The 22,891-nt window shown below is 72.0% G+C and carries 15 protein-coding genes; 8 read left to right on the forward strand and 7 right to left on the reverse strand.

Annotated elements, in window-relative coordinates; translation table 11 throughout:
* Positions 1-162: 162 nt before the first annotated feature.
* From ABGB06_RS36040 to ABGB06_RS36055, 4 genes are all read left to right on the forward strand, one after another.
* Positions 163-1,173 carry a helix-turn-helix domain-containing protein gene (locus tag ABGB06_RS36040; RefSeq protein ID WP_347598688.1) on the forward strand — a complete coding sequence of 337 codons (1,011 nt, stop codon included), beginning with the start codon at positions 163-165 and terminating at the stop codon, positions 1,171-1,173.
* Between the two features lie 250 nt (positions 1,174-1,423).
* The gene (locus ABGB06_RS36045) at positions 1,424-4,537 is read left to right on the forward strand and encodes a tetratricopeptide repeat protein (RefSeq protein ID WP_347598691.1); all 3,114 of its coding nucleotides are present in this window, start codon (positions 1,424-1,426) and stop codon (positions 4,535-4,537) included.
* A gap of 72 nt (positions 4,538-4,609) precedes the next feature.
* Positions 4,610-4,948, forward strand: a complete 339-nt coding sequence (locus tag ABGB06_RS36050) for a metalloregulator ArsR/SmtB family transcription factor (protein WP_347598694.1) — start codon at positions 4,610-4,612, stop codon at positions 4,946-4,948.
* A complete protein-coding gene (locus ABGB06_RS36055) occupies positions 4,945-5,421 on the forward strand; it encodes an SRPBCC domain-containing protein (protein ID WP_347598697.1) in 477 nt (158 codons plus the stop codon). Before ABGB06_RS36050 ends, ABGB06_RS36055 begins: the two co-directional genes overlap by 4 nt.
* Before the next feature lie 89 nt (positions 5,422-5,510).
* Here the strand turns inward: ABGB06_RS36055 and ABGB06_RS36060 are convergent, their stop codons facing one another.
* Together ABGB06_RS36060 and ABGB06_RS36065 are read right to left on the reverse strand one after the other, a co-directional pair.
* Entirely contained in the window at positions 5,511-6,767 is a 1,257-nt protein-coding gene (locus tag ABGB06_RS36060) for a hypothetical protein (RefSeq protein WP_347598700.1), read from the reverse strand.
* A 145-nt stretch (positions 6,768-6,912) separates the two neighbouring features.
* Positions 6,913-7,632, reverse strand: coding sequence for a hypothetical protein (locus ABGB06_RS36065; protein ID WP_347598703.1), 720 nt, complete (start codon positions 7,630-7,632; stop codon positions 6,913-6,915).
* A gap of 478 nt (positions 7,633-8,110) precedes the next feature.
* Between ABGB06_RS36065 and ABGB06_RS36070 the strand changes: the two genes are divergently transcribed.
* Positions 8,111-8,446, forward strand: coding sequence for a metalloregulator ArsR/SmtB family transcription factor (locus ABGB06_RS36070; RefSeq protein ID WP_347598706.1), 336 nt, complete (start codon positions 8,111-8,113; stop codon positions 8,444-8,446).
* On the forward strand, positions 8,446-9,258 hold the full coding sequence (locus ABGB06_RS36075; protein WP_347598709.1) for a cation transporter: 813 nt from the start codon (positions 8,446-8,448) through the stop codon (positions 9,256-9,258). Before ABGB06_RS36070 ends, ABGB06_RS36075 begins: the two co-directional genes overlap by 1 nt.
* Positions 9,259-9,298: 40 nt before the next feature.
* On the opposite strand, the gene ABGB06_RS36080 is transcribed toward ABGB06_RS36075, so the two are convergent.
* Complete coding sequence (locus tag ABGB06_RS36080; protein WP_347598712.1) at positions 9,299-13,240, reverse strand: glycoside hydrolase domain-containing protein; 3,942 nt, start codon at positions 13,238-13,240, stop codon at positions 9,299-9,301.
* A 70-nt stretch (positions 13,241-13,310) separates the two neighbouring features.
* A complete protein-coding gene (locus ABGB06_RS36085) occupies positions 13,311-17,318 on the reverse strand; it encodes a glycoside hydrolase domain-containing protein (protein ID WP_347598715.1) in 4,008 nt (1,335 codons plus the stop codon).
* Between the two features lie 470 nt (positions 17,319-17,788).
* On the opposite strand from ABGB06_RS36085, the gene ABGB06_RS36090 reads away from it, so the two are divergent.
* Positions 17,789-18,784 carry a LacI family DNA-binding transcriptional regulator gene (locus tag ABGB06_RS36090; protein ID WP_347598718.1) on the forward strand — a complete coding sequence of 332 codons (996 nt, stop codon included), beginning with the start codon at positions 17,789-17,791 and terminating at the stop codon, positions 18,782-18,784.
* 90 nt (positions 18,785-18,874) lie between these two features.
* Here the strand turns inward: ABGB06_RS36090 and ABGB06_RS36095 are convergent, their stop codons facing one another.
* Positions 18,875-19,510: a LysE family translocator gene (locus ABGB06_RS36095; RefSeq protein WP_347598721.1), complete on the reverse strand. Its 636-nt coding sequence runs from the start codon at positions 19,508-19,510 to the stop codon at positions 18,875-18,877.
* 310 nt (positions 19,511-19,820) lie between these two features.
* On the opposite strand from ABGB06_RS36095, the gene ABGB06_RS36100 reads away from it, so the two are divergent.
* A complete protein-coding gene (locus tag ABGB06_RS36100) occupies positions 19,821-20,699 on the forward strand; it encodes a formate/nitrite transporter family protein (protein WP_347598724.1) in 879 nt (292 codons plus the stop codon).
* 111 nt (positions 20,700-20,810) lie between these two features.
* Here the strand turns inward: ABGB06_RS36100 and ABGB06_RS36105 are convergent, their stop codons facing one another.
* Positions 20,811-22,505, reverse strand: a complete 1,695-nt coding sequence (locus ABGB06_RS36105; RefSeq protein ID WP_347598799.1) for a putative PEP-binding protein — start codon at positions 22,503-22,505, stop codon at positions 20,811-20,813.
* Between the two features lie 5 nt (positions 22,506-22,510).
* Positions 22,511-22,807 carry an HPr family phosphocarrier protein gene (locus tag ABGB06_RS36110; protein ID WP_347598727.1) on the reverse strand — a complete coding sequence of 99 codons (297 nt, stop codon included), beginning with the start codon at positions 22,805-22,807 and terminating at the stop codon, positions 22,511-22,513.
* Positions 22,808-22,891 lie beyond the last annotated feature (84 nt).

Here is a 22,891-nt window from a genome sequence, read left to right on the forward strand (position 1 = left end):
GGTGTGCCTCCTGGTGAACGATCCCGCGTGCCGGGCCGCCACCTGCTGGTTCTAGATGTGACCCAGATTCGTTCTGGTTCGGAGTCGCACAGTGAGTACGCGTAGCCGGTTCCCGTGGACGGCACTCATCTGGCGGGCTCGCGTCACAGGCGGCGTACTCTCATGCTTCGAATCCACTTCACCGGCGAGGACCTCGTCGGGACCCGGGTCGCGCCCTCGGCAGACCCCCTGTGGGAGATCCTGCTGAGCCTGCACGTGCTTCAGCGCCCGGCCGGGCAGCGCCCGAACGGGCCCTGGCGGCGCCAGCTCAACCAACGGCTCCTCGCCGCCAACCACGCCGAATGGATCGCCCCGACGAGGAAGCTCCTCCCGCTGGCCCCCGTCGCCGGCTACAACCCCGACTTCCTGACCCCGATCCAGGGACTGCTCGGCCTGGAGGAGGCCATCGCGACCATCCTCGCCACGCCGGAGGACCGGCTCCATCGTGAGCTGCGGCTGCTGGCCGAGGCGGGACACGGCGTTCCGGCTGACGAAGCCAGGTCGCAGGGGGCACCCGCCTTCCTGGCGAGCCTCGCCGAGGCGCTACGCCGTTACCACCGCCTCACCCTGGCCCCCTTCTGGTCCCATGTCCAGACGCTGGTGCGGACGGACCGCGCCGTTCGGGAACGGCATCTCCTGGAAGGCGGGGTGGAGCTTCTGCTGGCCCGGATGGGCCCGCGCATGCACTGGACGCGCCCGGTCCTGCGGGTCGACTATCCGAACGACCGGGACGTCCACCTGGGCGGACGCGGACTGCTGCTGGTTCCCTCCTACTTCTGCGAGGGCACGCCCGTCGGCCCCGCCGATCCGACGCTGCCACCGGTGCTGGTGTACCGGGTGGACCGGAGCGGGGCGCGGCCCGCGACGCGCGGTGCCCGCCAGCATCTGGCATCCCTGCTCGGCGCCACCCGGGCCGCCGTCCTGATGGCGGCGACGACGACCCGGTCCACGACGGCGCTGGCGCGCCTGATCGGGGTGTCCATCGCCACCGCCAGCTATCACCTGTCCGTGCTGCGCGACGCCGATCTGGTCTCCAGCCGCCGGCAGGCCAACGTCGTTCACCACACCGTCACGCCGCTGGGGCTGTCCCTGCTGAACGGGGTGGAGGACCCCTCGACGCACCTCGGCGTCTGAACGTCGGCGGATCCCCGCCGGGTGACCTATGCTGCCGTCCATCGCGTGGCCCCGACTCGCGTCCACCGACCGAGACCCTCCCGCCCGCCCGGAAGGGCGTCTCCCCGTTCCGGGAGTCAGCCGCGGGATCGGCTCCGGTCCGCGCGTCGTGTCGACGGCCGTCGACACCCGGGGAGACAGACCGAGGAGATTCCGTTTGCCGACTGGTTTCCTCCTGCTGGGACCGATCGAAGCGCGTCGGGGAGACCGCGTGCTGAACACCGGTCATCTGAGACAACAGTGCGTGCTGGCGGCCCTCCTGGTGGACGCCAACTCCGTCGTCTCGATCGACCAGCTCGTGGACCGGGTCTGGGGAGAACGTCCGCCGGCGCGGGCCACCGCGACGCTGTACACCTACATCTACCGGTTACGCGCCGCACTGGCCGACGCCGACGACGTGTCCCTGGAGCGGGAGCACGGCGGCTACGCGCTCGGCGTCGATCCCGCCAGCGTGGACCTGCACCGCTTCCGCGACCTGCTCGCCCGGGCCGCCGCGGGAGCCGGCGACGTCGCGCGCCTGCTGGAGGACGCGCTGCGACTGTGGCGATCCGCGCCCTTCGGGTCCCTCGACACGGACTGGATCAACTCCGTACGCGACACGCTCGTCGCCGACCGGCTCACGGCCGAACTGGACCTGTTCGACCTCTACCTGCCCCGCGGGGAACACGCCCGGCTGCTGCCCACGTTGACCGCGAGGACCGCGGAACATCCCCTCGACGAGCGGCTCGCGGCCCAGGTGATCCGCGGGCTGCACGCCGCCGGCCGCCAGGGCGACGCGCTGCTGCACTACGAGCGGGTGCGGCGGTCCCTGTCCCGGGAGCTCGGCGTCGATCCGGGCCCCCATCTGCGGCGTCTGCACCAGCAGATCCTCACCGCCGATCCGGCGCTCGACGCCACCCCGCCCGCCGCGCTGCACGTCGTCCCGACCCAGCTGCCCGCGGACACGGCGGCGTTCACCGGTCGCGACCGGGAGCTCGACGAGCTTCTCGCCCTCTGCTCCGACCGCTCCGATCGTCCCGACCGCTCCCACCAGGAACCGGGAGCGGTGGTGGTCAGCGTCATCGACGGCATGGCGGGAGTGGGCAAGACCACCCTCGCGGTGCGTGCCGCGCTCCGGCTCGCGCCCGCCTTCCCCGACGGGCAGGTGTTCCTCGACCTGCACGGACACACCGAGGGCCGGGAGCCCATGGATCCCGCCGCCGCGCTGGAGGTGCTGCTGCGCGCGCTCGGGGTGCCGAACGAGCGCATCCCGCCCGGCCTCGACGAGCGCGCCGCCCTGTACCGCACCCGGCTCACCGGCACGCGAGTGCTGATCCTGCTGGACAACGCCAGCGGCGAACGCCAGGTGCTCCCCCTGCTGCCGGCCGCCCCTGGCTGTCTGGTCATGGTCACCAGCCGCCGCCACCTCCTCGGCATCGACGACGCGCGGCACCTCTCGTTGGACGTCCTCTCCCGCGAGGACGCGACCGCGCTGTTCACCCGCGCCGCCGGCGCCCCCCGGCTGGCCGCCGAGCCCGCCGAACGGGTGGTGGAGGTCGTCGAGTTGTGCGGCCGGCTCCCGCTGGCCCTGCGGATCGCCGCCGCCCGGCTCCGCTCCCGTCCCGTCTGGAGCCTGACCCACCTCGTCCAGCGCCTCACCGACCAGCAGGACCGGCTGACCGAGTTGCAGGCCGGCCAGCGCAGCGTGACCGCCGCGCTCGAACTGTCCTACCGGCACCTCACGTCGGACCAACGGCACACCTACCGGCTCCTGAGCCTGCACCCCGGCACCGACATCGACCGCGACGCCGCCGCCGCGCTCACCGGCCTGCCCGTGGCGCGGGCCGCCCGGCTGCTGGACGACCTCGTCGACGCCCATCTGCTGGCGGAGCCGTTGCCGGGCCGGTACCGCAGCCACGACCTGATCCGGGCCCACGCCACCGCGACCGCCCTCGCCGAGGACACCGAACCGGAGCGCCGCGGCGCGCTCGCCGGCCTCCTCGCCCACTACGCGCACGCCACCTCCGTCGCCATGGACGCGGTCTACCCCCACGAGACGGGGCAACGACCCGCCGTTCCCCCGGTCGTCCCGTCGGCCCCGGACATCGCCTCGCCCCTGCGGGCGGAGGCCTGGCTGGACGCGGAACTGGACAACCTGCTCGCCGCCGCCCACCACGCCGCCAGCCACGGGCAGCCCGAGCACGCCCTGCACCAGTCCGCCGCCCTGCACCGCCACCTGCGCGTCCGGGGCCGCTACGGCGAGGCGGTGGTGCTGCACGACCACGCCCGGCGCGTCGCCGGCGACTCCCGGGACGAGTTGGCGGCGCTCAACCGCCTCGGCGACGTCCACTACATGCGGGACCGGAACGAGAAGGCGGTGGACTGCTTCGAACGGGCCCTGGACCTCGCCCGCACCACGGGCGACCGCGACGGCGAGCAGAACGCGTTGACGGGGCTCGGGCACATCCACCGCCATCTGGGCCGGTACGAGCGGGCCGCGGACTGCTTCGAACGGGCCCTGGACCTCGCCCGCACCACCGGCAACCGCGCCGGCGAGGGCTACGCGCTCTACGGCCTGGGCCACGTCCGCGGCAAGTCGGGCGGCTACCAGGGCGCGGCGGACTGCTTCGAACGGGCGCTGCGCCTCGCCCGCGCCACGGGCGACCGTGATGGCGAGCAGAGCGTGCTGGCGGCCTACGGACACGTGCACGGACATCTGGGCCGGTACGAGCGGGCCGCGGACTGCTTCGAACGGGCCCTGAACCTCGCCCGCACCACCGGCAACCGCGGCGGCCAGGGCTACGCGCTCTACGGCCTGGGCCACGTCCGCGGCATGCTGGGCGATCACGAGCGGGCCGCGGACTGCTTCGAGCTGGCCCTGCGCCTCGCCCGGGCGTCCGGAAACCACCACGGCGAGATGTACGCGCGGCACGGCCTGGGCGACGTCCACCGCATGCTCGGCCAGTACCCGCGGGCCGCCGAGCACTACCGGCAGCTGCTGGAGACCGCCCGGGCGTCCGGCGACCGCAACGGCCAGTTCGAGGGCCACGAGGGCCTCGGCCGGTGCCATCACGCCCTCGGCGACCACGCGGACGCCCTCGCCTGCCACCGCGACGCCCTGGCCATCGCCGCCGACCTCGGCCAGCTCGACGACGAGTGCCGGGCCCACGACGGGCTCGCCCACGCCTACCACGCCCTCGGCCGGCACGCGGACGCCCGTCGCCACTGGCGAACGGCTCTCGCCCTCCTCGCCCGGCACGGCAGCGACCACACCTGGGACCCGCGGGTCACCGCCGACTCCCTCCGCGCCCGGCTCGACCGGGTCGACTGGGAGGAGGAGGGGTGACGGGCGGGTGGCGTGGCCGACTCGACACTCAGCCCTTGCGCTAACCATTAGCTTCCGGCAATACTTTGCCGCATGGCACAGTATTCGGCGCATCTGGACGGCGTGTTCGTCGCCCTCGCCGACCCGACCCGGCGCGCCGTCGTCCGGCGGCTCGGCCACGGGCCCGCGAGCGTCGGCGACCTCGCCCGCGCGTTCCCGATGACCCTTCCGTCGTTCATGAAGCACGTGCGGACCCTCGAGACGAACGGACTCATCCGCACGGTCAAGTCCGGCCGGGTGCGCACCTGCGTGCTCAACCGCGAGCGGCTCGCCCTCGTCGACGACTGGCTCGCGGAACAGCGCCGGATATGGGAGGAACGCACCGACCGCCTCGAACAGTTCGTCACCGACCCGGAGGAGGACCAGCGGTGAACCCCGACACCGACCTCGACCTGCGGCGGATCATCCGCGCCCCGCTCGCCACCGTGTGGCACGCCTGGACCGACCCGTCCCGACTGGAGCGGTGGTGGGTCCCGGCTCCGTCCCGCTGCCGGGTGGACCGCCTGGAGCCGCGCCCGGGCGGGGCGTTCGTGACCCGGCTGAGCGACGACGGAGTCGACTTCGTCCCGCACCTGGACGCCTGCTTCCTCGCCGTCGACGAGCTCCGACGCCTCGTGTTCACGAACGCGATCGACAGCACCTGGCGTCCCGCGACTCCCGCCCCGGTCGCCATGACCACCACGGTCACTCTGACGGATCACCCGGAGGGCACGGACTACCGGCTCGTCGTCCGGCACGCCGACCCGGAGGCCCGCGCCCGTCACGAGAAGCTCGGCTTCGCCGAGGGCTGGGGTTCGGTCACCGGCCAGTTGGCCGCGCTCGCCGAGAGCGTGGACCCGCGATGAGGATCACGCTCAACGAGTTCGTCACGCTCGACGGAGTCAGCCAGGGACCCCGCGCCGCCTAGGCGGGCGTCACCGCCTTCGTCCAGCCGTCACGGCCCGCCGTGCTCGCCTCGGCGATCCGGTGAGAACACCACCTCTTCCAGATGGTCGAGGACCCCGTGGGCGAAGTTGCGCAGCAGTTCCGCGCCGCTGCCGTTCGCGCCGGGGTCGGGCCCGAGCGCCCAGTCGAAGCCCGCCGACCCGCAGTCGTCCTCGTACACGCACGGCGCGTACTGGTTCCACTGGTTGAGCATGAGCCCCCAACTGGCGCCGGTGGCGGTCAGCTCGTCGATGGCCGCCCTGTCCTCGTCCAGCGTCTCGTCGGTGTAGGTGCCGGCGGTGTTGTTGGTCTCGTTGACCACGATCGGGTAGTCGCGCTCCTGCTGCTGTTCGGCGGCGGCCTCCGCGCAGCCCTCCGCGTCCAGCCCGTTGCAGTGCAGCAGCGCGAGGTCCGCGGCGTCCGCGACCGCGTCGTCCGGCCACGAGCCGTCCCCGAACCGGGACGCGCTCACGGCGAGCCGGAAGTCGGCGTCGTCGAACCGCGACTGCGCGAGCTCGATCAGCTCCGCCATGCCCTCGTCCGAGTGGATGATCTCGTGGTCGTAGGCGTCGTCGTCGTTGTACTCGTTCGCGATCTCGATGATGACGTTCCGGTAGTCGTTCTCGATCAGCCAGTCCGTCGCGTTGGTCACGGCCTGCCGCACCGCGTCCTCGTCCTCGAGCACCTGGTCCTGGTGGAAGTAGAAGAGGCCGAGCACCACGACCATGTTCCGCTCCGCGTGGGCCTCGATCACCTGCCCGGCCCGATCCGTCCACTCCTGACGCAGCGATCCGTCGCTGTCGAAGGCGGCGTTCTCCGCGCCGCCGTAACCGGGGTTGCCGCCCTGCAGGTTGACATCGGTGGCGAGCAGCCCGTGCTCCCGGTAGGAGTCGAGGTTCGCGACGAACGCGTCCGTGTTGGCCTGCGCGGTGAAGTCCGGGTCGTACTCGAGGATCTCGCCGCTCTCGTCGTCGAAGACCCCGTTGGCGGCCCGGAGGTTCGGCAGCGTGCCGCGCACCTGCTCGCTGAACCCGTCACCCTGCCAGCCGGGCGTGTAGGTCAGCTCCCAGTCGCCGTCGCCCTGCCGGACGTAGAACTTGTCGGACTCGTAGTCCGACCCGATCAGGTGGCCCGGCAGGATCTGCAGCGAGCCCGCCGCACCCCGCGCCTCGGGAGCGCCACCCAGCGACGACGCCGCCACGACGACCGCGGCGACCCCGGCGACCGCCCAACCCCACGACACGATCCGATGTCCACGTGGTGACACCTGAAGCAGCTCCCTCCGTGACGGGCCCCCGACGAACGGGGCAGACCGCGCGAAGCTACCCCGCCCGGCACGAGACCCCTCCCGAGCGGGGCCCCGCGTGCCGGGACGGCGACCGCCGCCACGGATGACGCTTCGGGTGACCGGCCTACTGGGCCACGTCGTCCGTTCCCGGGCCGCCGGAGAGGTCGTCCTCCCCGCCGCCGCCACGGATGTGGTCGTCGCCGCTGTTGCCGTAGATGACGTCGGGGTCCGGCCCACCGGAGAGCTGGTCTCCGCCCTTGCCGCCGGCGACGTGGTCCTCGCCGCTGTTGCCGTGGACCAGATCGTCGCCCAGACCGGCCAGGATGTCGTCGTGGCCGCGCCCCCCGTGGACGGCGTCGTCGCCGTCGCCCGCCTCGACGCGGTCGTCGCCGTCGCCGCCGTAGAGGAGGTCAGGGCCCCAGTAGCCGACGAGTTCGTCGTCGCCCTCGTCACCGTGGAGCTCGCCACCGGCCCCGATCCGGTCGTCACCCGAGCCGCCGTGGACGGTGGCGGTGCCGCTGACGTTGCCGGAGACGACCAACGTGTCGTTTCCGTCGCCGAGTTCGACGTGCACCGGGGGTTCGACGTAGGAGCTCGTGCAGACGACGAGCGTGGCGTCGGCGGCGTCGGGGTGCTCGCAGCCCTGGCCGGCGACGATCGGCACCCTGTCGTCGATGGTGAACTCGGTGTGCTGTTCCCAGAGTTCGTCGATGTCCATGATCACGTCGTTGGCGAGGTCGCCACCCGTGTACTGGACGGCGCCGCTCTCCACGTACACCGCGGCGTCCGCGACGGTGCCGGCCGCGGCCGACGGCGCCACCAGACCCATCCCCGCCAGGGCCACGACCCCCGATCCCACGATGACCGCGGCCCCACGCCCCCTGACGCCCCGCCCGTCGCGCTCCCGATCTCCCCGACGCCGAAGAGTTGCACGCATGACTTCCCCTCCCTGAGCCGTCCTGCCCCATCCCGTCCGGTCCCTTCCGGCGGATGATGCTCGTTTGACGCCCGGGACGGAGGATGCGTTGTGCTCGGCGCCCGCACCCGCGGGGACGCGGCCGGTCCTTTCCGCGACGCGGGCGGTTCAGCGCCTGGACCGAGCGCTCCGGCTCGATCCCCGCCAACAGCCAGGCCGACACCGAACCCGACTTGTGACGCGTGCTGCTGGGCGAGATGTCCGCCCAGGACTTCCGCGACAGCCTCGCCCAACAGCTCGACGACGCCCAGGCCGAATGACAGGAACGGCGGTGAGCGCCCCGTTCGGCCCTCGTCGTTGATTCAGGATTCTATGAATTCATGGAAACATGTACTACTCTGCTCGGATGCTGACTGTTGCTTCTGACATCGAGGTGTTGGCGCGGTTCGGTCGGGCGCTGGCCGATCCGATCCGTTGCCGGATCCTGGTCGCCCTGCGTCAGGATCCGGCGCATCCGTCCGATCTGGCCGAGGCGTTGGGGATCTCCCGGACGCGCCTGTCCAACCATCTGGCATGCCTGCGGGACTGCGGACTGGTCGTCGCCGTGCCCGTGGGCCGCCGCGCCCGCTACGAGCTGGCGGACGCACGCCTCGGCCACGCGCTGGATGACCTGCGTGCCGCCGTGGTGGCGGTGGCCGCGGACCGCACGTGTGCGGAGGCGGAAGAGAAGGGCTGCTGCTGATGGCGGGCATACCCGTGCCCCTCTCGCCGGGGCCGTCCCCGGCGAGGCGCGAGGCCTTGGCCCGCCGGGTGCGGTGGCTGGTCGCGGCGACCATCACCTACAACGTCATCGAGGCGGTGGTGGCGATCACCGCCGGAACGCTGGCCTCCTCGACCGCGCTGATCGGGTTCGGGCTGGACTCGGTGGTGGAGGTCTCCTCCGCGCTCGCGGTGGCCTGGCAGTTCTCCGCCACCGACCCGGCCGCGCGGCAGGCGCGCGAGGCGCGCGCCCTGCGCGTCATCGCGGTGTCGTTCTTCGCGCTGGCCGCCTACGTGACGGTGGACGCGGTACGGGCGCTGGTCGGCGGGCACGAGCCGGACTCCTCCCCACCAGGCATCGTGCTGGCCGCGCTGTCGCTGGTGATCATGCCTTTCCTCTCGGCGGCACAGCGCGGGGCCGGGCGGGAGCTCGGCTCGGCCTCGGCGGTGGCGGACTCCAAACAGACCCTGCTGTGCACCTACCTCTCCGCGGTGCTGCTGGTCGGGCTGGTGGCCAACGCCCTGCTCGGCTGGGGCTGGGCCGACCCGCTGGCGGCGCTGGTGATCGCCGCGTTGGCGATCAGGGAGGGCCGGAACGCCTGGCGCGGCGACGCCTGCTGCGCGGTCGCACCGGTCGCGTCGGCCGCGTCGGCCGAGGCACCGGCCGAGGCACCGGGCCAACGCCGAGCCGATGCGGGGGCCGGTGACGGCTGTGGCTGCGCACCAGGCTGCGCCTGCTGCGCCCCGCGTCCGGGGCCCGGCCCGGCCCCGGACGCGGGGGCCGGCCGGGTCTGACCTCCGCCCCGGCCTCAGCGCGGCGGGGCGGCGGGGTCGGTCACGGGAGCTCGCGGATGGCGATGGCGTCGTAGACCATCCAGGAGCCGGCGGTGCTGGTGAGGGTGACGGCGTTGCGGCCGGTGCGGAGCTGGTCGGCGGGGAGGGTCACGTCGAGGGTGGTGGGGCGGATGGCTCCGTCGGTGCCGTCGCCCCAGTGGAAGCCCTGGCCACCGCCCTTGGGGAGGGCGACGGTGGTGGCCGGTCCGTCGTTGAGGGAGATGTCCATGGTCGGCGGCCCGGATTCCTGGGTGTCGATGAGCCAGGCGGTGAGGGCCAGGTCGGCGGCGGGAGCCTCGTCGAGGTCGAAGCGGAGGGTGAAGGTGTGCGGTTTGGCCCCGGCCCACGCGTCGCTGGGGCCCGGGTGGATGTAGCTCCAGGCGGTGGCCGGGTCGCTGGTCCCGATGGTGAGGTCGACGTCGTCGGGGAAGGTCGTGGGGTAGTCCCCGAAACGGTCGGGCGACAGCGCGAACTCCCCCGTGGCCAGGTCGACGCTGCCCACCAGTGCCACCTTCCGGCTCACGGTCGCGGACAGCTCACGGTCGAAGCCGTCCCCCTCCCACCGGGCGGTGAGCGTCAGGGGCTGCTCGCCGAGCGCGTCCGCCGGTGGGGTGAGGGTGAACGTGGTCATGGTCCTGCCGCCGGCGGGCACGTCGAGCGATCGGGTCGCGGGTTCGACGGTCCAGCCCTCCGGCCCGCTCAGGCTGACGTCGGCGGCATGCGCCCGATCGACGTCGTTGCTGTTCACCTGCACCTGGACGGTCGACGGAGTGTCCTGCAGCAGGATCAGCCGATCCGGGACGGTCTCGATCGACAGCACGGGTGCGACGTTGAGGTAGGTGATGGCGTCGGGGAGTTCGGTGCCGTCGGCGGCCTGTCCGGTGATGACGAGGCGGTGCAGTCCGTCGGGGATGTCGGCGGCGATGCGGAGGGTGAGGTCCTGTTCGGCGGTGTCGCCGGCGGATGCGGTCAGGCTTCCCTCGGCGGGCTCGACCTCGATGCCGGCCGGCGCGACGACGCGCCAGGCGGCGGCGACGGACCGGTCGGTCAGGTTCTGGGCGGCGAGGGTGAGGGTGCCGGTCCCGCCGGAGTCGACGCGCACCGTGTCCCGGGTGGTGTAGAGCACCGCGGGCGCCTCCGGCGACTTCGACGGCGGCAGCTCGGCCACGCCCCAGTCTTTGTTGGGTTCCGGGCCCATCCACAGCTCCAGCGTGCCGCCGGCGGTGAGCTGGTCGTGGTGGAACCAGGCGTTGTCCTGCCCGCGCCCGTTGAGGGTGGCGCGCTGGATGTACATGTGCTCGGCCGAGTTGTCGTGGGTGACGATCCGGAACCGGCCGCCCGGGTAGTAGTCCGGGTGCAGGTCGATGGTGACCGCGTCGAACACCGGCGAGGTGATGTCGTACACCGGACGCGGCAGACTCGCCCCCGTCACCTCGAACAGACCCATCGCCATCAGGGCACTCATCGACCCCATCTGGCCCTGGTCCTCGTCGAAGTGGCCGTAGCCGTCGGTGACCGAGGTGGCGCCGTAGGTCTTCTCCTTCACCTGCCGCACCCAGTACTGGCTCAGCCAGGGACGTCCCACGTAGTTGAACAGGTGCGCCACCTGCAGCCCGGGCTGGTTGCCGTAGCTGACGTGGCCGTGCCCGTACTCGGCGATGAAGTTCGACTCCGCGGACTCCTCGAAGGCGTGATTGAGCTTGTCGGCGTAGGCGGCCCGGCCGCCCAGCCGGTTGGCCAGCCCGAGGACGTCATGGGAGGTGAACCAGGACGCCTGCCACGCGTTCGCCTCGACGAAGTCGTCGTGCGACAGCGGGTCGAAGGGCTCCAGCCAGCGGCCGTTCATGCCGCGGGGTCGGATGAACCCGGTGGAGCGGTCGTACAGGTTGCGCCAGTTGTTCGATCGTTCGATGAGGAACGCGCCCGCGTCGGTGTCGTCCCACACCTCGATCTCGTTGAGCCCCACGTTCTCGCCGGTGCCGCCGGTCGCCTCGAACCGCACCCAGCTGACCCGCCGCGGCCTGAAGGACACCACCTTGTTCCGGCCGTCGTTGGGAATGCCGCGCACGGTGATCGAGGTCCCGTCGCTGAACACCAGCACGCCGGAGTTCACGTTCGCGTCGTCGTCCGGCCGGTCGCTCAGCACCACCTTGTGGACCCGCTTCCGCTCCGCCCAGCCGAGCTTGATCCAGGGCTTCGTCTCCTCCGACGCCCAGCCCACGTTCACCGGCTCGGTCACGCTCGACCGCGTCGGCCGGCCGTCCACCGCCCGCACCCCCGCGAGGTTGGAGTCGTTCACCTGCGAGGACACCGACACCTCGGCGAACTGCGCGACGTTGATGCCACGCTTGTCCAGTTGCCGCGCCAACTGGCCCAGCGTCCAGTCCTGGAACGAGTACTCCAGCGTCTGGCCCGCGCCGCCCTCGAGCGGCCCGCCGCACACCTCGTTCGGCACGTACCCGAGGTCGAAGTAGTAACGGGCACCGCCGCAGCTACCCCAGCGGCCGTACTCGAAGGCGCCGGCCTCGAAGAGGCCGCCGAGCGAGTGGGCGTCCAGCATGGCCTCGTAGGCGAGGTCGATGTCGAAGTCCCTGATGCCCTTGTTCCAGGCGCCGCTGATGAACGACGTCGTCGGGCAGCCGGTCATGACCCACGAGTAGTCGCCGGCCACGGGACCCCGCGGCAGCAGCCCGCCGTCCTGGTACATCCGCAGCTGCGACCGCACGATGCTGGAGTAGATGTCCGGATAGGCCAGGCCCAACATGGTGTTCAGGTTCCACTGCGTCAACCACAGCGCGTCGTAGTTGTACATCGCGAAACGCGGCACGCCGTCGGCGTCCGACGGGATCGTCCCGACCTTGCGGTGTCCCCACGTGTTGTCGAGGTAGGTGCCGTCGACGTCGCTGATCACGCTGCGCCCGCACAGGACGTGGAACAGGTCGGTGTAGAACTTCACCCGCTGCTGCTCGGTGCCGCCCTCGACGTCGATCCGGCCCAGCATCCGGTTCCAGTGCCGCTGCGACGCCTCCCGGACCGCGTCGAAGTCCCACCCGGGCAGCTCCGCCGCCAGGTTCCTGCGCGCCCCGGCCACCCCGGTCCAGGAGAGCGCGACCTTCATCCGCACGACATCGCCGGCGTTCAGACCGTCGTAGCGGACGTAGAAACCAGCGGTGTCGCCCTCCACCTTCTCGACCGCGGCCCCGCCGTCGACGAGTTCGCCGTCCGCCCAGCCGTGCAGGGAGTCGAAGGCCCTGTCGAACCGGATGCTGAAGAACAGCTGGTTGTTGTGTGCGGGGTATCCGGTGCCGTGCTGGAAGACGTAGCCCTCCACCTCGCGATCGCTCCGCCTGGTGATCCGGGCGTTCGTCATGACCGCTTCGCCCAGCGTTCCGCCGAGGTTGACGATGATCTCGCTGCGGCCGGCGTTGTCGTACGTGTAACGGTGCAGGCCGACCCGGTCGGTGCAGGTCAACTCGGCGGTGATGCCGTACCGGTCCAGGTGCAGCCGGTGGTAACCGGGTTCCGCCACCTCGGAGTCGTCGTGCCGCACGAACGACTGCCAGCCGGTGTCGCCCTCCAGCTTCGGCGCCTCCTCACCAGAGGTGGGCATCACCTGAACGCCGGCGATCTGCCAGCAGTGCAGGTGGCTGAAGCCCTTGACCTGGTTCTCCTTGTGCAGATAGCCCGTCCCCCACGCCGTGTGGGTGCTGGTGTCCGGGCGCAGCTTCACCAGCCCGAAGGGGTTGCTGGCCGACTGGAAGAAGAAGAACCGACCGCGATCGGCCTCCACCCAGGGGTTCACGAGCTTCACGTAGTCCCGTCCGGCCTGCTCCGCCACGCTCTCCCCCGCCGTGGCCCCCCAGGCGCCGGCGGGTGCGTAGGCGCCCACCACGCCGGCGCCCAGCATGCCGCCGGTGGACTGGAGGAGACGGCGACGAGACATTCCACCGATGGTTTTTCTTGCAGGCATGGCAGTTCCCTGTCGGTTGTCTGGTGATGGGTGACGAACGCGATTACCGCGTCTCGCGGATGGCGATGGCGTCGTAGACGATCCAGGAGCCGGCGGTGCTGGTGAGGGTGACGGCGTTGCGGCCGGCGCGGAGTTGATCGGCGGGGAGGGTCACGTCGAGGGTGGTGGGGCGGATGGCTCCGTCGGTGCCGTCGCCCCAGTGGAAGCCGTCGCCGCCGCCGCTCGGCAGCGTGACGGTGGTGGCCGGTCCGTCGTTGAGGGCGACCCGCATCGACGGTCCGGACTGCTGGGTGTCGATGAGCCAGGCGGTGAGGGCCAGGTCGGCGGCGGGAGCCTCGTCGAGGTCGAAGCGGAGGGTGAAGGTGTGCGGTTTGGCGCCCGCCCAGGTGTCGCTGGGGCCCGGGTGGATGTAGCTCCAGGCGGTGGCCGGGTCGCTGGTCCCGATGGTGAGGTCGACGTCGTCGGGGAAGGTCGTGGGGTAGTCGCCGAAACGGTCGGGCGACAGCGCGAACTCCCCCGTGGCCAGGTCCACACCGCCGACAAGGGCGACGGCGCGGTGGACGGTGACAGCGGGCTGGTGGTCGGCGGTGCCCCATTCTCCCTGCGCGTGCACCGTGAGTGTCTGCGGCCCGGCGGCGCCCTCCGGTGGGGTGACGGTGAAGGTGGTGGTGGCGGTCGCGCCGGCGGCGATCCGCACGGCGCGGGTCGCCGGCTCGACGGTCCAGCCCTCGGGGGTCCGCAGCGCGACGTCGGCGCCGAGGTCCTGGGCGTCGTTGCTGGTCAGCCGGACCTGGAAGGTGACGGGCGTGGCCTGCAGCAGGGGCAGCTCCGCCGGCTCGGTCGAGACCAGCACCGCCGGTGCGACGTTGAGGTAGGTGATGGCGTCGGGGAGTTCGGTGCCGTCGGCGGCCTGTCCGGTGATGACGAGGCGGTGCAGTCCGTCGGGGATGTCGGCGGCGACGCGGAGGCTGAGGTCCTGTTCGGCGGTGTCGCCGGCGGATGCGGTCAGGCTTCCCTCGGCGGGCTCGACCTCAATGCCGGCCGGCGCGACGACGCGCCAGCGGGCAATCACGGGCCGGTCGGTGATGTTGTCCGCGGCGAGGGTGAGGGTGCCGGTCCCGCCGGGGTCGACGCGCACGGTGTCCCGGGTGGTGTGCAGAACGGCGGGTGCCTCGGGCGACTTCGACGGCGGCAGCTCGGCCACGCCCCAGTCCTTGTTGGGTTCCGGGCCCATCCACAGCTCCAGCGTGCCGCCGGCGGTGAGCTGGTCGTGGTGGAACCAGGCGTTGTCCTGCCCGCGCCCGTTGAGGGTGGCGCGCTGGATGTACATGTGCTCGGCCGAGTTGTCGTGGGTGACGATCCGGAACCGGCCACCGGAGTAGTAGTCCGGGTGCAGATCGATGGTGACCGCGTCGAACACCGGCGAGGTGATGTCGTACACCGGACGCGGCAGACTCGCCCCCGTCACCTCGAACAGCCCCATCGCCATCAGCGCGCTGATCGACCCCATCTGGCCCTGGTCCTCGTCGTGCCCTCCGTATCCCTTCGTCGTGGACGTGCCGCCGTACGTGATCTCCTTGACCTTGCGCACCCAGTACTGGGTCAGCCAGGGATGTCCCACGTGGTTGAAGAGGTGCGCCATGTGCAGGCCGGGCTGGTTGCCGTAGTTGACGTACGCGTTCTCGTCGCCGTTCTGCCCCGACCCCGTGAACTCGGCCTCCTCGGACAGCTCGAAGGCGCCGTTGAGCTTGTCGGCGTAGGCGGCCCGGCCGCCCAGCCGGTTGGCCAGCCCGAGCACGTCGTACGAGGCGTACCAGGTGGCCTGCCACGAGCTGGCCTCGACGAAGTCGTCAGGGGACAGCGGGTCGAACGGGTCCTTCCAGCGGCCGTTCGAGTCCCTGGGCCGGACGAACCCGGTGGACCGGTCGAAGAGGTTGCGCCAGTTCCCCGAACGTTCGATCAGGAACGCGCCCGCGTCGGTGTCGTCCCACACCTCGATCTCGTCGAGCCCGACGTTCTCGCCGGTGCCGCCGGTCGCCTCGAACCGCACCCAGCTGACCCGCCGGGGCCTGAAGGACACGACCTTCTTCCGGCCGTCGGTCGGAACACCGCGCACCTCGATCGAGGATCCGTCGCTGAACACCAGCACCCCGGAGTTAACGCTCGAGTCCTCGTCCGGCCGGTCGCTGAGCACCACCTTGTGGACCCGCTTCCGCTCCGCCCAGCCGAGCTTGATCCAGGGCTTCGTCTCCTCCGACGCCCAGCCCACGTTCACCGGCTCGGCGACACCGGAGCGGATCGGCCGGCCGTCCACCGCCCGCATCCCCGCGAGGTTGGAGTCGTTCACCTGCGAGGACACGGACACCTCGGCGAACTGCGCGACGTTGATGCCACGCTTGTCCAGTTGCCGCGCCAACTGGCCCAGCGTCCAGTCCTGGAACGCGTACTCCACGGTCTCCCCGGCTCCGCGGGAGCGCCATTCGGCGTGCAGGTCGTGGGGCACGTATCCGGTGTCGAGGTAGGCACGGCCCCCGCCCTGGTTCTCGCCCCAGGTGGCGTACTCGTACGGCGCCTTGTCGAAGAGGCCGCCGAGCGAGTGGGCGTCCAGCATGGCCTCGTAGGCGAGGTCGATGTCGAAGTCCCTGATGCCCTTGTTCCAGGCGCCGCTGATGAACGACGTCGCCGGGGAGCCGGTCATGACGAACGAGTAGTTCCCGGCCACGGGACCCCGCGGCAGCAGCCCGCCGTCCTGGTACATCCGCAGCTGCGACCGCACGAGGCTGGAGTAGATCTCCGGGTAGGCCAGCCCCAGCACGGTGTTGAGGTTCCACTGCGTCAACCACAGCGCGTCGTAGTTGTACATCGCGAAACGCGGCTGTCCTGACCGGTCGAGCGGCAGCTGACCGATCCGCTGGCGGCTCCAGGTGTCGTCGAGGTACGCGCCGTCGACGTCGCTGATCACGCTGCGCCCGCACAGGACGTGGAACAGGTCGGTGTAGAACTTCACCCGCTGCTGCTCGGTGCCGCCCTCGACGTCGATCCGGCCCAGCATCCGGTTCCAGTGCCGCTGCGACGCCTCCCGGACGGCGTCGAAGTCCCACCCGGGCAGCTCCGCCTCCAGGTTCCTGCGCGCCCCGGCCACCGAGGTGAAGGACAGCGCGACCTTCATCCGCACGACGTCGCCCGCCTCGATGCCGTCGTAGCGGACGTAGCAGCCAGCGGTGTCGCCCTCCACCTTCTCGACCGCGGCCCCACCGTCGACGAGTTCGCCGTCCGCCCAGCCGTGCAGGGAGTCGAAGGCCCTGTCGAACCGGATGCTGAAGAACAGCTTCGTGTGTTTGTCGTCGCTCTGGCCGTAGTAGTGGCCGTTGGCGAGGGTGCCGGCCTGCGCCACGTACCCCTCGATCACCCGGTCGCTCACCCTGGTGACGTGGGCGTCCTGCATCTCCGCCTCGCCGAGCACACCGCCGAGGTTGACGACGATCTCGCCACGGCCGGCGTGGTCGTACGTGTAGCGGTGCAGGCCGACCCGGTCGGTGCAGGTCAACTCGGCGGTGATGCCGTACCGGTCCAGGTGCAGCCGGTGGTAACCGGGTTCCGCCACCTCACCGACGTCGTGGTTCACGAACGACTGCCAGCCGGTGTCGCCCTCCAGCTTCGGCACGTCCTCACCAGAGGTGGGCATCACCTGCACGCCCGCGATCTGCCAGCAGTGCAGGTGGCTGAAGCCCTTCACCTGCGACTCGCTCCTGCGGTAGCCGGTGCCCCAGACCGAGTGGGTGCTGGTGTCCGGGCGCAGCTTCACCAGGCCGAAGGGGTTGCTGGCCGACTGGAAGAAGAAGTACCGGCCGACGTCGGCCTCCACCCACGGGTTGACCAGACGCACATAGTCCCGGGAGGGCCCGGCCGAGGGCGTGTCCCCCGGCACGGCCGCGGAGGCTGTGCCGCCGCGGGCACCCGCTCCCAGGGTGCCCGCGACCAACAGCCCGCTGGTGGAGGCCAGGAAGCGTCGGCGGGACGGTGTCTGAGGGGAGGAATCGGACTGCGACATGTCTCTGCCCTGTCTCTGAGGCGGCTCACGGGACCGTCTGATGCCGTCCACCCGCGTCTGTCGACGACCCTGGAAACCTGTGCTTCAGCACGTTCGGGGGCTCCAAGAGGTCGGAGTGTCGGTCGGTTCGGGTAGTGGATCTCGAATAGTTATCGTTACCATGCTGCAGTGCGGTTGGAACGTAAGGGCCCGATCCGTCGACGTCAAGAGGGTGCGTCATCCCGGATCCCGTCGCACCCTTCTGAACTGGCACGAAGAACATCGAATGCGTGGCGGCGGCGACGCTCTCCTCGCCCAACAGGCTCCGCCCTGCCGAGGGGTGGCGTCCTTCGGGCTGATATCGATACCATCAAGTTCGGTGCTAGCGTGGTGCCGCTCGGCAGGTCGACGGAAGGATCGCGGGGCCTCGACGTGACGCAGCGGGGGAGAAGACGGTGACCGAGGGTTCTCCTTCCCGTCGCCCTCCGACGATGCGCGACGTCGCCGATCACGCGTCGGTCAGCCCCATGACGGTGTCCCGCGTGTTGCACGACGACCCCGGGGTGAGCAAGGCGACCCGGGAGCGGGTGCTCGCCGCGGTCGACTCCCTCGGCTACCGGCGCAACGAGGTCGCCCGCAACCTCCGGCTGGGGCGGCCGAGCGGACTGATCGGACTCGTCGTCACGAATCTCGCGAACCCGTTCTACTCCCAGTTCGCCCTCGGCGTGGAGGCGGGCGCCGGCCGGCACGGCTGGAAGGTCGTCCTCACGAACACCGACGAGGACGTCGAACGCGAGCGCCGGCTCGTGGAGGAGCTCACCGCCCGCCGGGTCGACGGCGTCATCGTCGTGCCGGCCGGCAACGACCACTCCCACCTCGCCCCCCAGCCCGGCTCGGTGCCCATCGTCCTGGGCGCCCGCCCTCCGTCCGGCGTGCCGCTGGACTGCGTGCTCGTCGACGACTTCGGTGGCGCCCGCGAGGCGACGGCCGGCCTCCTGGCAGCCGGCCACACCCGGATCGGGTTCCTCGGCCTGCCCCCGTCCGTCTGGACCAGCTCCGAACGGTTCCGTGGTTTCTGCGTCGCGCTCGAGGAGGCGGGAGTCGCGCTGGACGAACGCTACGTACGGCTCCGGCAACGCACCATCCCGGCCGCCGAGGACGCCGCCCGGGAACTGCTCGAACTCCCTCAGCCCCCGACGGCGTTGTTCTGCGCCAACAGCCGCAACACCCTCGGCGCCTTCCGCGCCACGAGCCGGCTCGGCCGCACCGTCAGCCTGGCGGGTTTCGACGACTTCGAACTGGCCGACGTACTCGGCGTGCCGCTGATCGTGGCGTACGACCCGCGCGAGCTCGGCCGGCGGGCCGCGGAACTGCTGCTGCGGCGCCTGAACGAGTCGGATCCCGATCCGGACAACGCCACGCCGCTGCGCATCGTCGTCCCCACGAGGGTCGTTCGCTACGGCGACCCCGGCTCCGGCCATCCCTGACGAGGCCCGGAGCGACGAGCCCGCCGGCCGAGGACCGGCCAGGGGCGGGGGCTCCCAGGCCGCGTCGGTCCGGAGGTTCGGGGAACGCGCTCAGGGGGACTCGGTCGCGAGCAGGCCGGCCATCCCGAGGAGCACGCCGCCGGTGGCGCGGTCCAGCCGACGGTGTGCCCGGTAGCTCAGCCGAACCGCCCTGATCACGCTGCCCGCGGCGGCGAACGCCCCGGCCGCGACCGCCTCCGCGACGAGGTAGCAGGCGCCGAGGACCGCGAGTTGGGTCGTCACGGAACCGCCCGCTGGCACGACGAACTGCGGCACGAAGGCGGTGAAGATCAGCACCGCCTTCGGGTTGGTGATCGCGACGAGGAACTCCTTGCGCGCCAGCGCGCTCAGCGTCGGCCGCTCCCGCGCCGCGGGCTCGACGACCGCCTCGTCCGGCTCACCACGCCGGCGGAAACCAGCCCACAGGATCGTGACGCCCAGATAGGCGAGGTAGCCGACGCCGGCCCACTTGATGATCGTCAGCGCCCATTCCGACGCCGACAGCAGCGGCCCCAGACCGGCCACGACCGCGACCACGAGCACGGCGAAGGCGACGAGCCGCCCGCAGACCCCGACCATCGCACCACCGAACCCGCGCACCATGCCATGCCGCAGCGCCAGCAGGTTGTTGGCTCCCGGGGTCAACGCGACCAGCAGGGCCACCGCGAGAAAACTCGTGATCCACACAGCGAACGCCCTTTCCCGCATCGGACTCGTCAGCCACGCATCCCTGGGGGAAGGTAGCAGCCGCTGCGGTCCTGGGGCGTCGGAAGAGCGGTCACCGGCCTCGTTCCCCGCCGTCCCGCCCGGTGCCATCGAGGTCGCGCGGCCTGGTCGTCGGCAGCCGGGCACGCCGGCACCGGGCGGGTAGGGTTCGGCCAACGGCGGCGTGTCCGGCGCCGGAAGTCGCACCTCCCCCACACACAGGGCTGCCGGGGCCCGAGGCCGGGCGCCGCACCGGACGCGCCACCCGTTGCCCCGAGAGAGAGCGTGCCCCATGTCCTATGTGAACCCCCCAGACCTGGCCGTGAAGATGATCGACGCGGGGGAGTCGAAGGTCTTCATGTCCGCCCGGGACACGCTGATCCGCGCGTTCATGGCCGGTGCGATCCTCGCGCTGTCGGCGGCCTTCGCGGTGACGGTGGCCGTCGAGACGGGTCAACCGCTCGTCGGCGCCCTGCTGTTCCCGGTCGGGTTCTGCATGCTGTACCTGCTGGGCTTCGACCTGCTGACCGGCGTCTTCACCCTGGTCCCGCTCGCGCTGATCGACCGGCGCCCCGGCGTCACACCCCGTCTGGTGCTGCGCAACTGGGGCCTGGTCTTCGTCGGCAACTTCGCCGGAGCGCTCATGGTCGCGCTGATGATGGCGGTGATCGCCACCTACGCCTTCTCCGTCGACCCCAACGAGGTCGGCCAACGCCTCGGCACGATAGGCGAGAGCCGCACCGTGGGCTACGCCGACCACGGCGCCGCCGGCATGCTCACGCTCTTCATCCGCGGCGTGCTGTGCAACTGGATGGTCTCCACCGGCGTAGTCGGCGCGATGATGTCCTCATCCGTGTCAGGCAAGGTGATCGCCATGTGGATGCCGATCCTGGTCTTCTTCTACATGGGCTTCGAGCACTCCGTCGTCAACATGTTCCTCTTCCCCTCCGGCCTGATGCTCGGCGGCGACTTCTCGGTCGGGGACTACTTCGTGTGGAACGAGATCCCCACCGTCCTGGGCAACCTGGTCGGCGGCCTGACCTTCGTGGGACTCACGCTGTACGCGACCCACGCCCGCACCGGCACCCGCACGGACGGCGGTCGCCCGACGGTCGACGAGGCGAAGCCGGCGAGCTCCGCGCCCGAGGAGACCAACGCCTCCGCCAGGTGACGCACGCCCAGCAGCGGCCACCGCGCCGACGGCGTTGGTCGCCTCGCCTGCCCGCACGAGCCGCCGTGGCGGCCGCCGTACCCGGGCACCCTGGCCCTCCTCGGCGGCCCGTCACCCTTCCCGTGTCGCGGTCCGCACCGCCGCTCGTGCCGTCGCCGCGTCCGGTGCGGCCAGCGCGCGTTCGGCCAGGCCGCGGCAGTCGTCCACCGTGTGCGCCGCCAGCGACGCGCGCACCGGGTCCAGGCTGGCGGGCGGCATGGACAGGCTGCTCACCCCGAGTCCGGCCAGCACCAGGGCCAGTTCGGGATCGGCCGCCGCCTCTCCGCACACGCCGACCGGCCGCCCCTGGCGCGCGCCCGCCTCCGCCGTCATCCGGACCAGGTCGAGCAGCGCGGGCTGCCAGGGGTCGAGCAGCGCCGCGAGGCCGGCGAGGGTGCGGTCGGCCGCGAAGGCGTACTGCGACAGGTCGTTGGTGCCGATGCTGAGGAAGTCGCAGGCCGCCGCCAGCTCGGCGGCGCGCAGGGCCGCCGCCGGCACCTCCACCATCGCCCCGGCCAGCGGCAGCCCGTGGGCACGCACCCGCCCGGCGAACTCCGCCGCCTCGCGCGCGATCGAGACCATCGGCGCCATCACCGCCACGTCCGCGTCGGTCCCGCGCACGGCCTCGGCGATGGCGGCGAGCTGGTCCGCCAGCAGCTTCCCGCCGTCCCGCGCCGCGGTCCGCAGTCCCCGCACGCCGAGCGCCGGGTTCTGCTCCTCGGGTTCGGCCTGGCCCGCCGCGGTGACGAACGGCAGCGGCTTGTCCGCGCCCGCGTCCAGCGTCCGCACCACGACCCGGCGGCCCGCGAACGCCGCGAACACCTCCCGGTAGGCGGCCACCTGCTCCGCCACGGACGGCGCCGTTTCCCGGTCCAGGTACAGGAACTCCGTACGGAAGAGCCCGACGCCCTCGCTGTCGGCCGCCGCCCCGTCCGCGAGCTCCCGCATGGCGCCGAGATTGACCAGCAGCCTGACCGGGTGGCCGTCCGCCGTGCGGCCCGGGCCGCTCACCGCGGCCGCCCGCCCGCGCCGCCGTTGCTCCCGCGCCGCCGCCTCGGCAACGGCCCGCGGCGCCGGGTCGGCCGTCACGGTCCCCGCCGCCGCGTCCACCAGCACGCGCCGTCCGTTCGTCAGCTGCGCCGCCCCCGCGCAGCCGACCACGGCGGGCACCCCGAGCGCCTTGGCCAGGATGGCGGTGTGGCTGGTGGGGCCGCCTCGCTCGGTGACCAGGGCCAGCACCCGGGACGGATCGAGCAGCGCCGTGTCGGCGGGCGCCAGGTCCGCCGCCACCAGGACGTACGGGTGCCCCGGTTCGGGAAGGCCCGGCATCGGTAGGCGCAGCAGCCGTGCCACCGCCCGGTCCCGCAGGTCGTCCAGGTCTGCGACGCGTTCGGCGAAGTACCCGCCCGCGGCCGCGAGCGCGGCACGGAACTCCCCGAACGCCGCCGCGAGCGCGTGCGGCCCGTCGGTCCCCTCGCCGCCGTCGTCGCGGACCGGCTGGCGGATCAGCGCCTCGGCGCGGTCGCCCAGTGCCGGATCGGCCACCATCAGCGCCTGGGCGGCCAGCACCTCGGCGGCGGAACCCGTCGTCTCGGCGGCGCGCCGTTCCAACTCGGCGGCGGTGTCCCGCAGTGCCCCGAGCACGGCCGCGACCTCCTCGCCCGCCCGCTCGGCGGGAACGGGCCGCGGCGGCGGCAGATCGGGCGGCGGCGCCATGCGGGCCACGGGTCCGGCGGCGCTGCCGGGGCCGATGCCGACCCCCGCCATCACCGTCACGGCTGCCCCGCCACGTCGGAGGCGCCGGTCGCGTCGAGATCGCGAGCGAGCAGGTCGGCCAGCTCCGCGACGGCTGACTCCGCGCCGTCGCCGTCGGCCGCGAGCGTCACCGCGTCGCCCTGCCGGGCGCCGAGCGCGAGCACGGACAGCAGGCTCCTGGCGTCGACCGGGGCCTGCCCGTCGCGCGCGATGGTCACCCTGACGGGCTGGCTGGCCGCGGCCTTCACGAAGAGGGCCGCCGGGCGGGCGTGCAGCCCGCTGCGCGAGCCGATGACCACGGTGTGGTGCGTCATGAGAATCCACTCCAGAGAAGATGACCGCGTTGACTGAGCGTTGACTGAGCGCTGACTGAGTGCTGGCTGACTGCCCGTATGGTC

It is taken from the genome of Streptomyces sp. B6B3 (assembly GCF_039871525.1).
Classification (GTDB): Bacteria; Actinomycetota; Actinomycetes; order Streptomycetales; family Streptomycetaceae; genus Streptomyces.

Excerpts from the sequence above, each read along its gene's own strand:
- ABGB06_RS36040 (WP_347598688.1), top strand. The coding sequence starts at position 163 with ATGCTTCGAATCCACTTCACCGGCGAGGACCTCGTCGGGACCCGGGTC.
- ABGB06_RS36050 (WP_347598694.1), top strand. The coding sequence starts at position 4,610 with ATGGCACAGTATTCGGCGCATCTGGACGGCGTGTTCGTCGCCCTCGCC.
- ABGB06_RS36070 (WP_347598706.1), top strand. The coding sequence starts at position 8,111 with ATGCTGACTGTTGCTTCTGACATCGAGGTGTTGGCGCGGTTCGGTCGG.
- ABGB06_RS36075 (WP_347598709.1), top strand. The coding sequence starts at position 8,446 with ATGGCGGGCATACCCGTGCCCCTCTCGCCGGGGCCGTCCCCGGCGAGG.
- ABGB06_RS36080 (WP_347598712.1), bottom strand. The coding sequence starts at position 13,240 with ATGTCTCGTCGCCGTCTCCTCCAGTCCACCGGCGGCATGCTGGGCGCC.
- ABGB06_RS36085 (WP_347598715.1), bottom strand. The coding sequence starts at position 17,318 with ATGTCGCAGTCCGATTCCTCCCCTCAGACACCGTCCCGCCGACGCTTC.
- ABGB06_RS36090 (WP_347598718.1), top strand. The coding sequence starts at position 17,789 with ATGCGCGACGTCGCCGATCACGCGTCGGTCAGCCCCATGACGGTGTCC.
- ABGB06_RS36100 (WP_347598724.1), top strand. The coding sequence starts at position 19,821 with ATGTCCTATGTGAACCCCCCAGACCTGGCCGTGAAGATGATCGACGCG.
- ABGB06_RS36105 (WP_347598799.1), bottom strand. The coding sequence starts at position 22,505 with ATGGCGGGGGTCGGCATCGGCCCCGGCAGCGCCGCCGGACCCGTGGCC.
- ABGB06_RS36110 (WP_347598727.1), bottom strand. The coding sequence starts at position 22,807 with ATGACGCACCACACCGTGGTCATCGGCTCGCGCAGCGGGCTGCACGCC.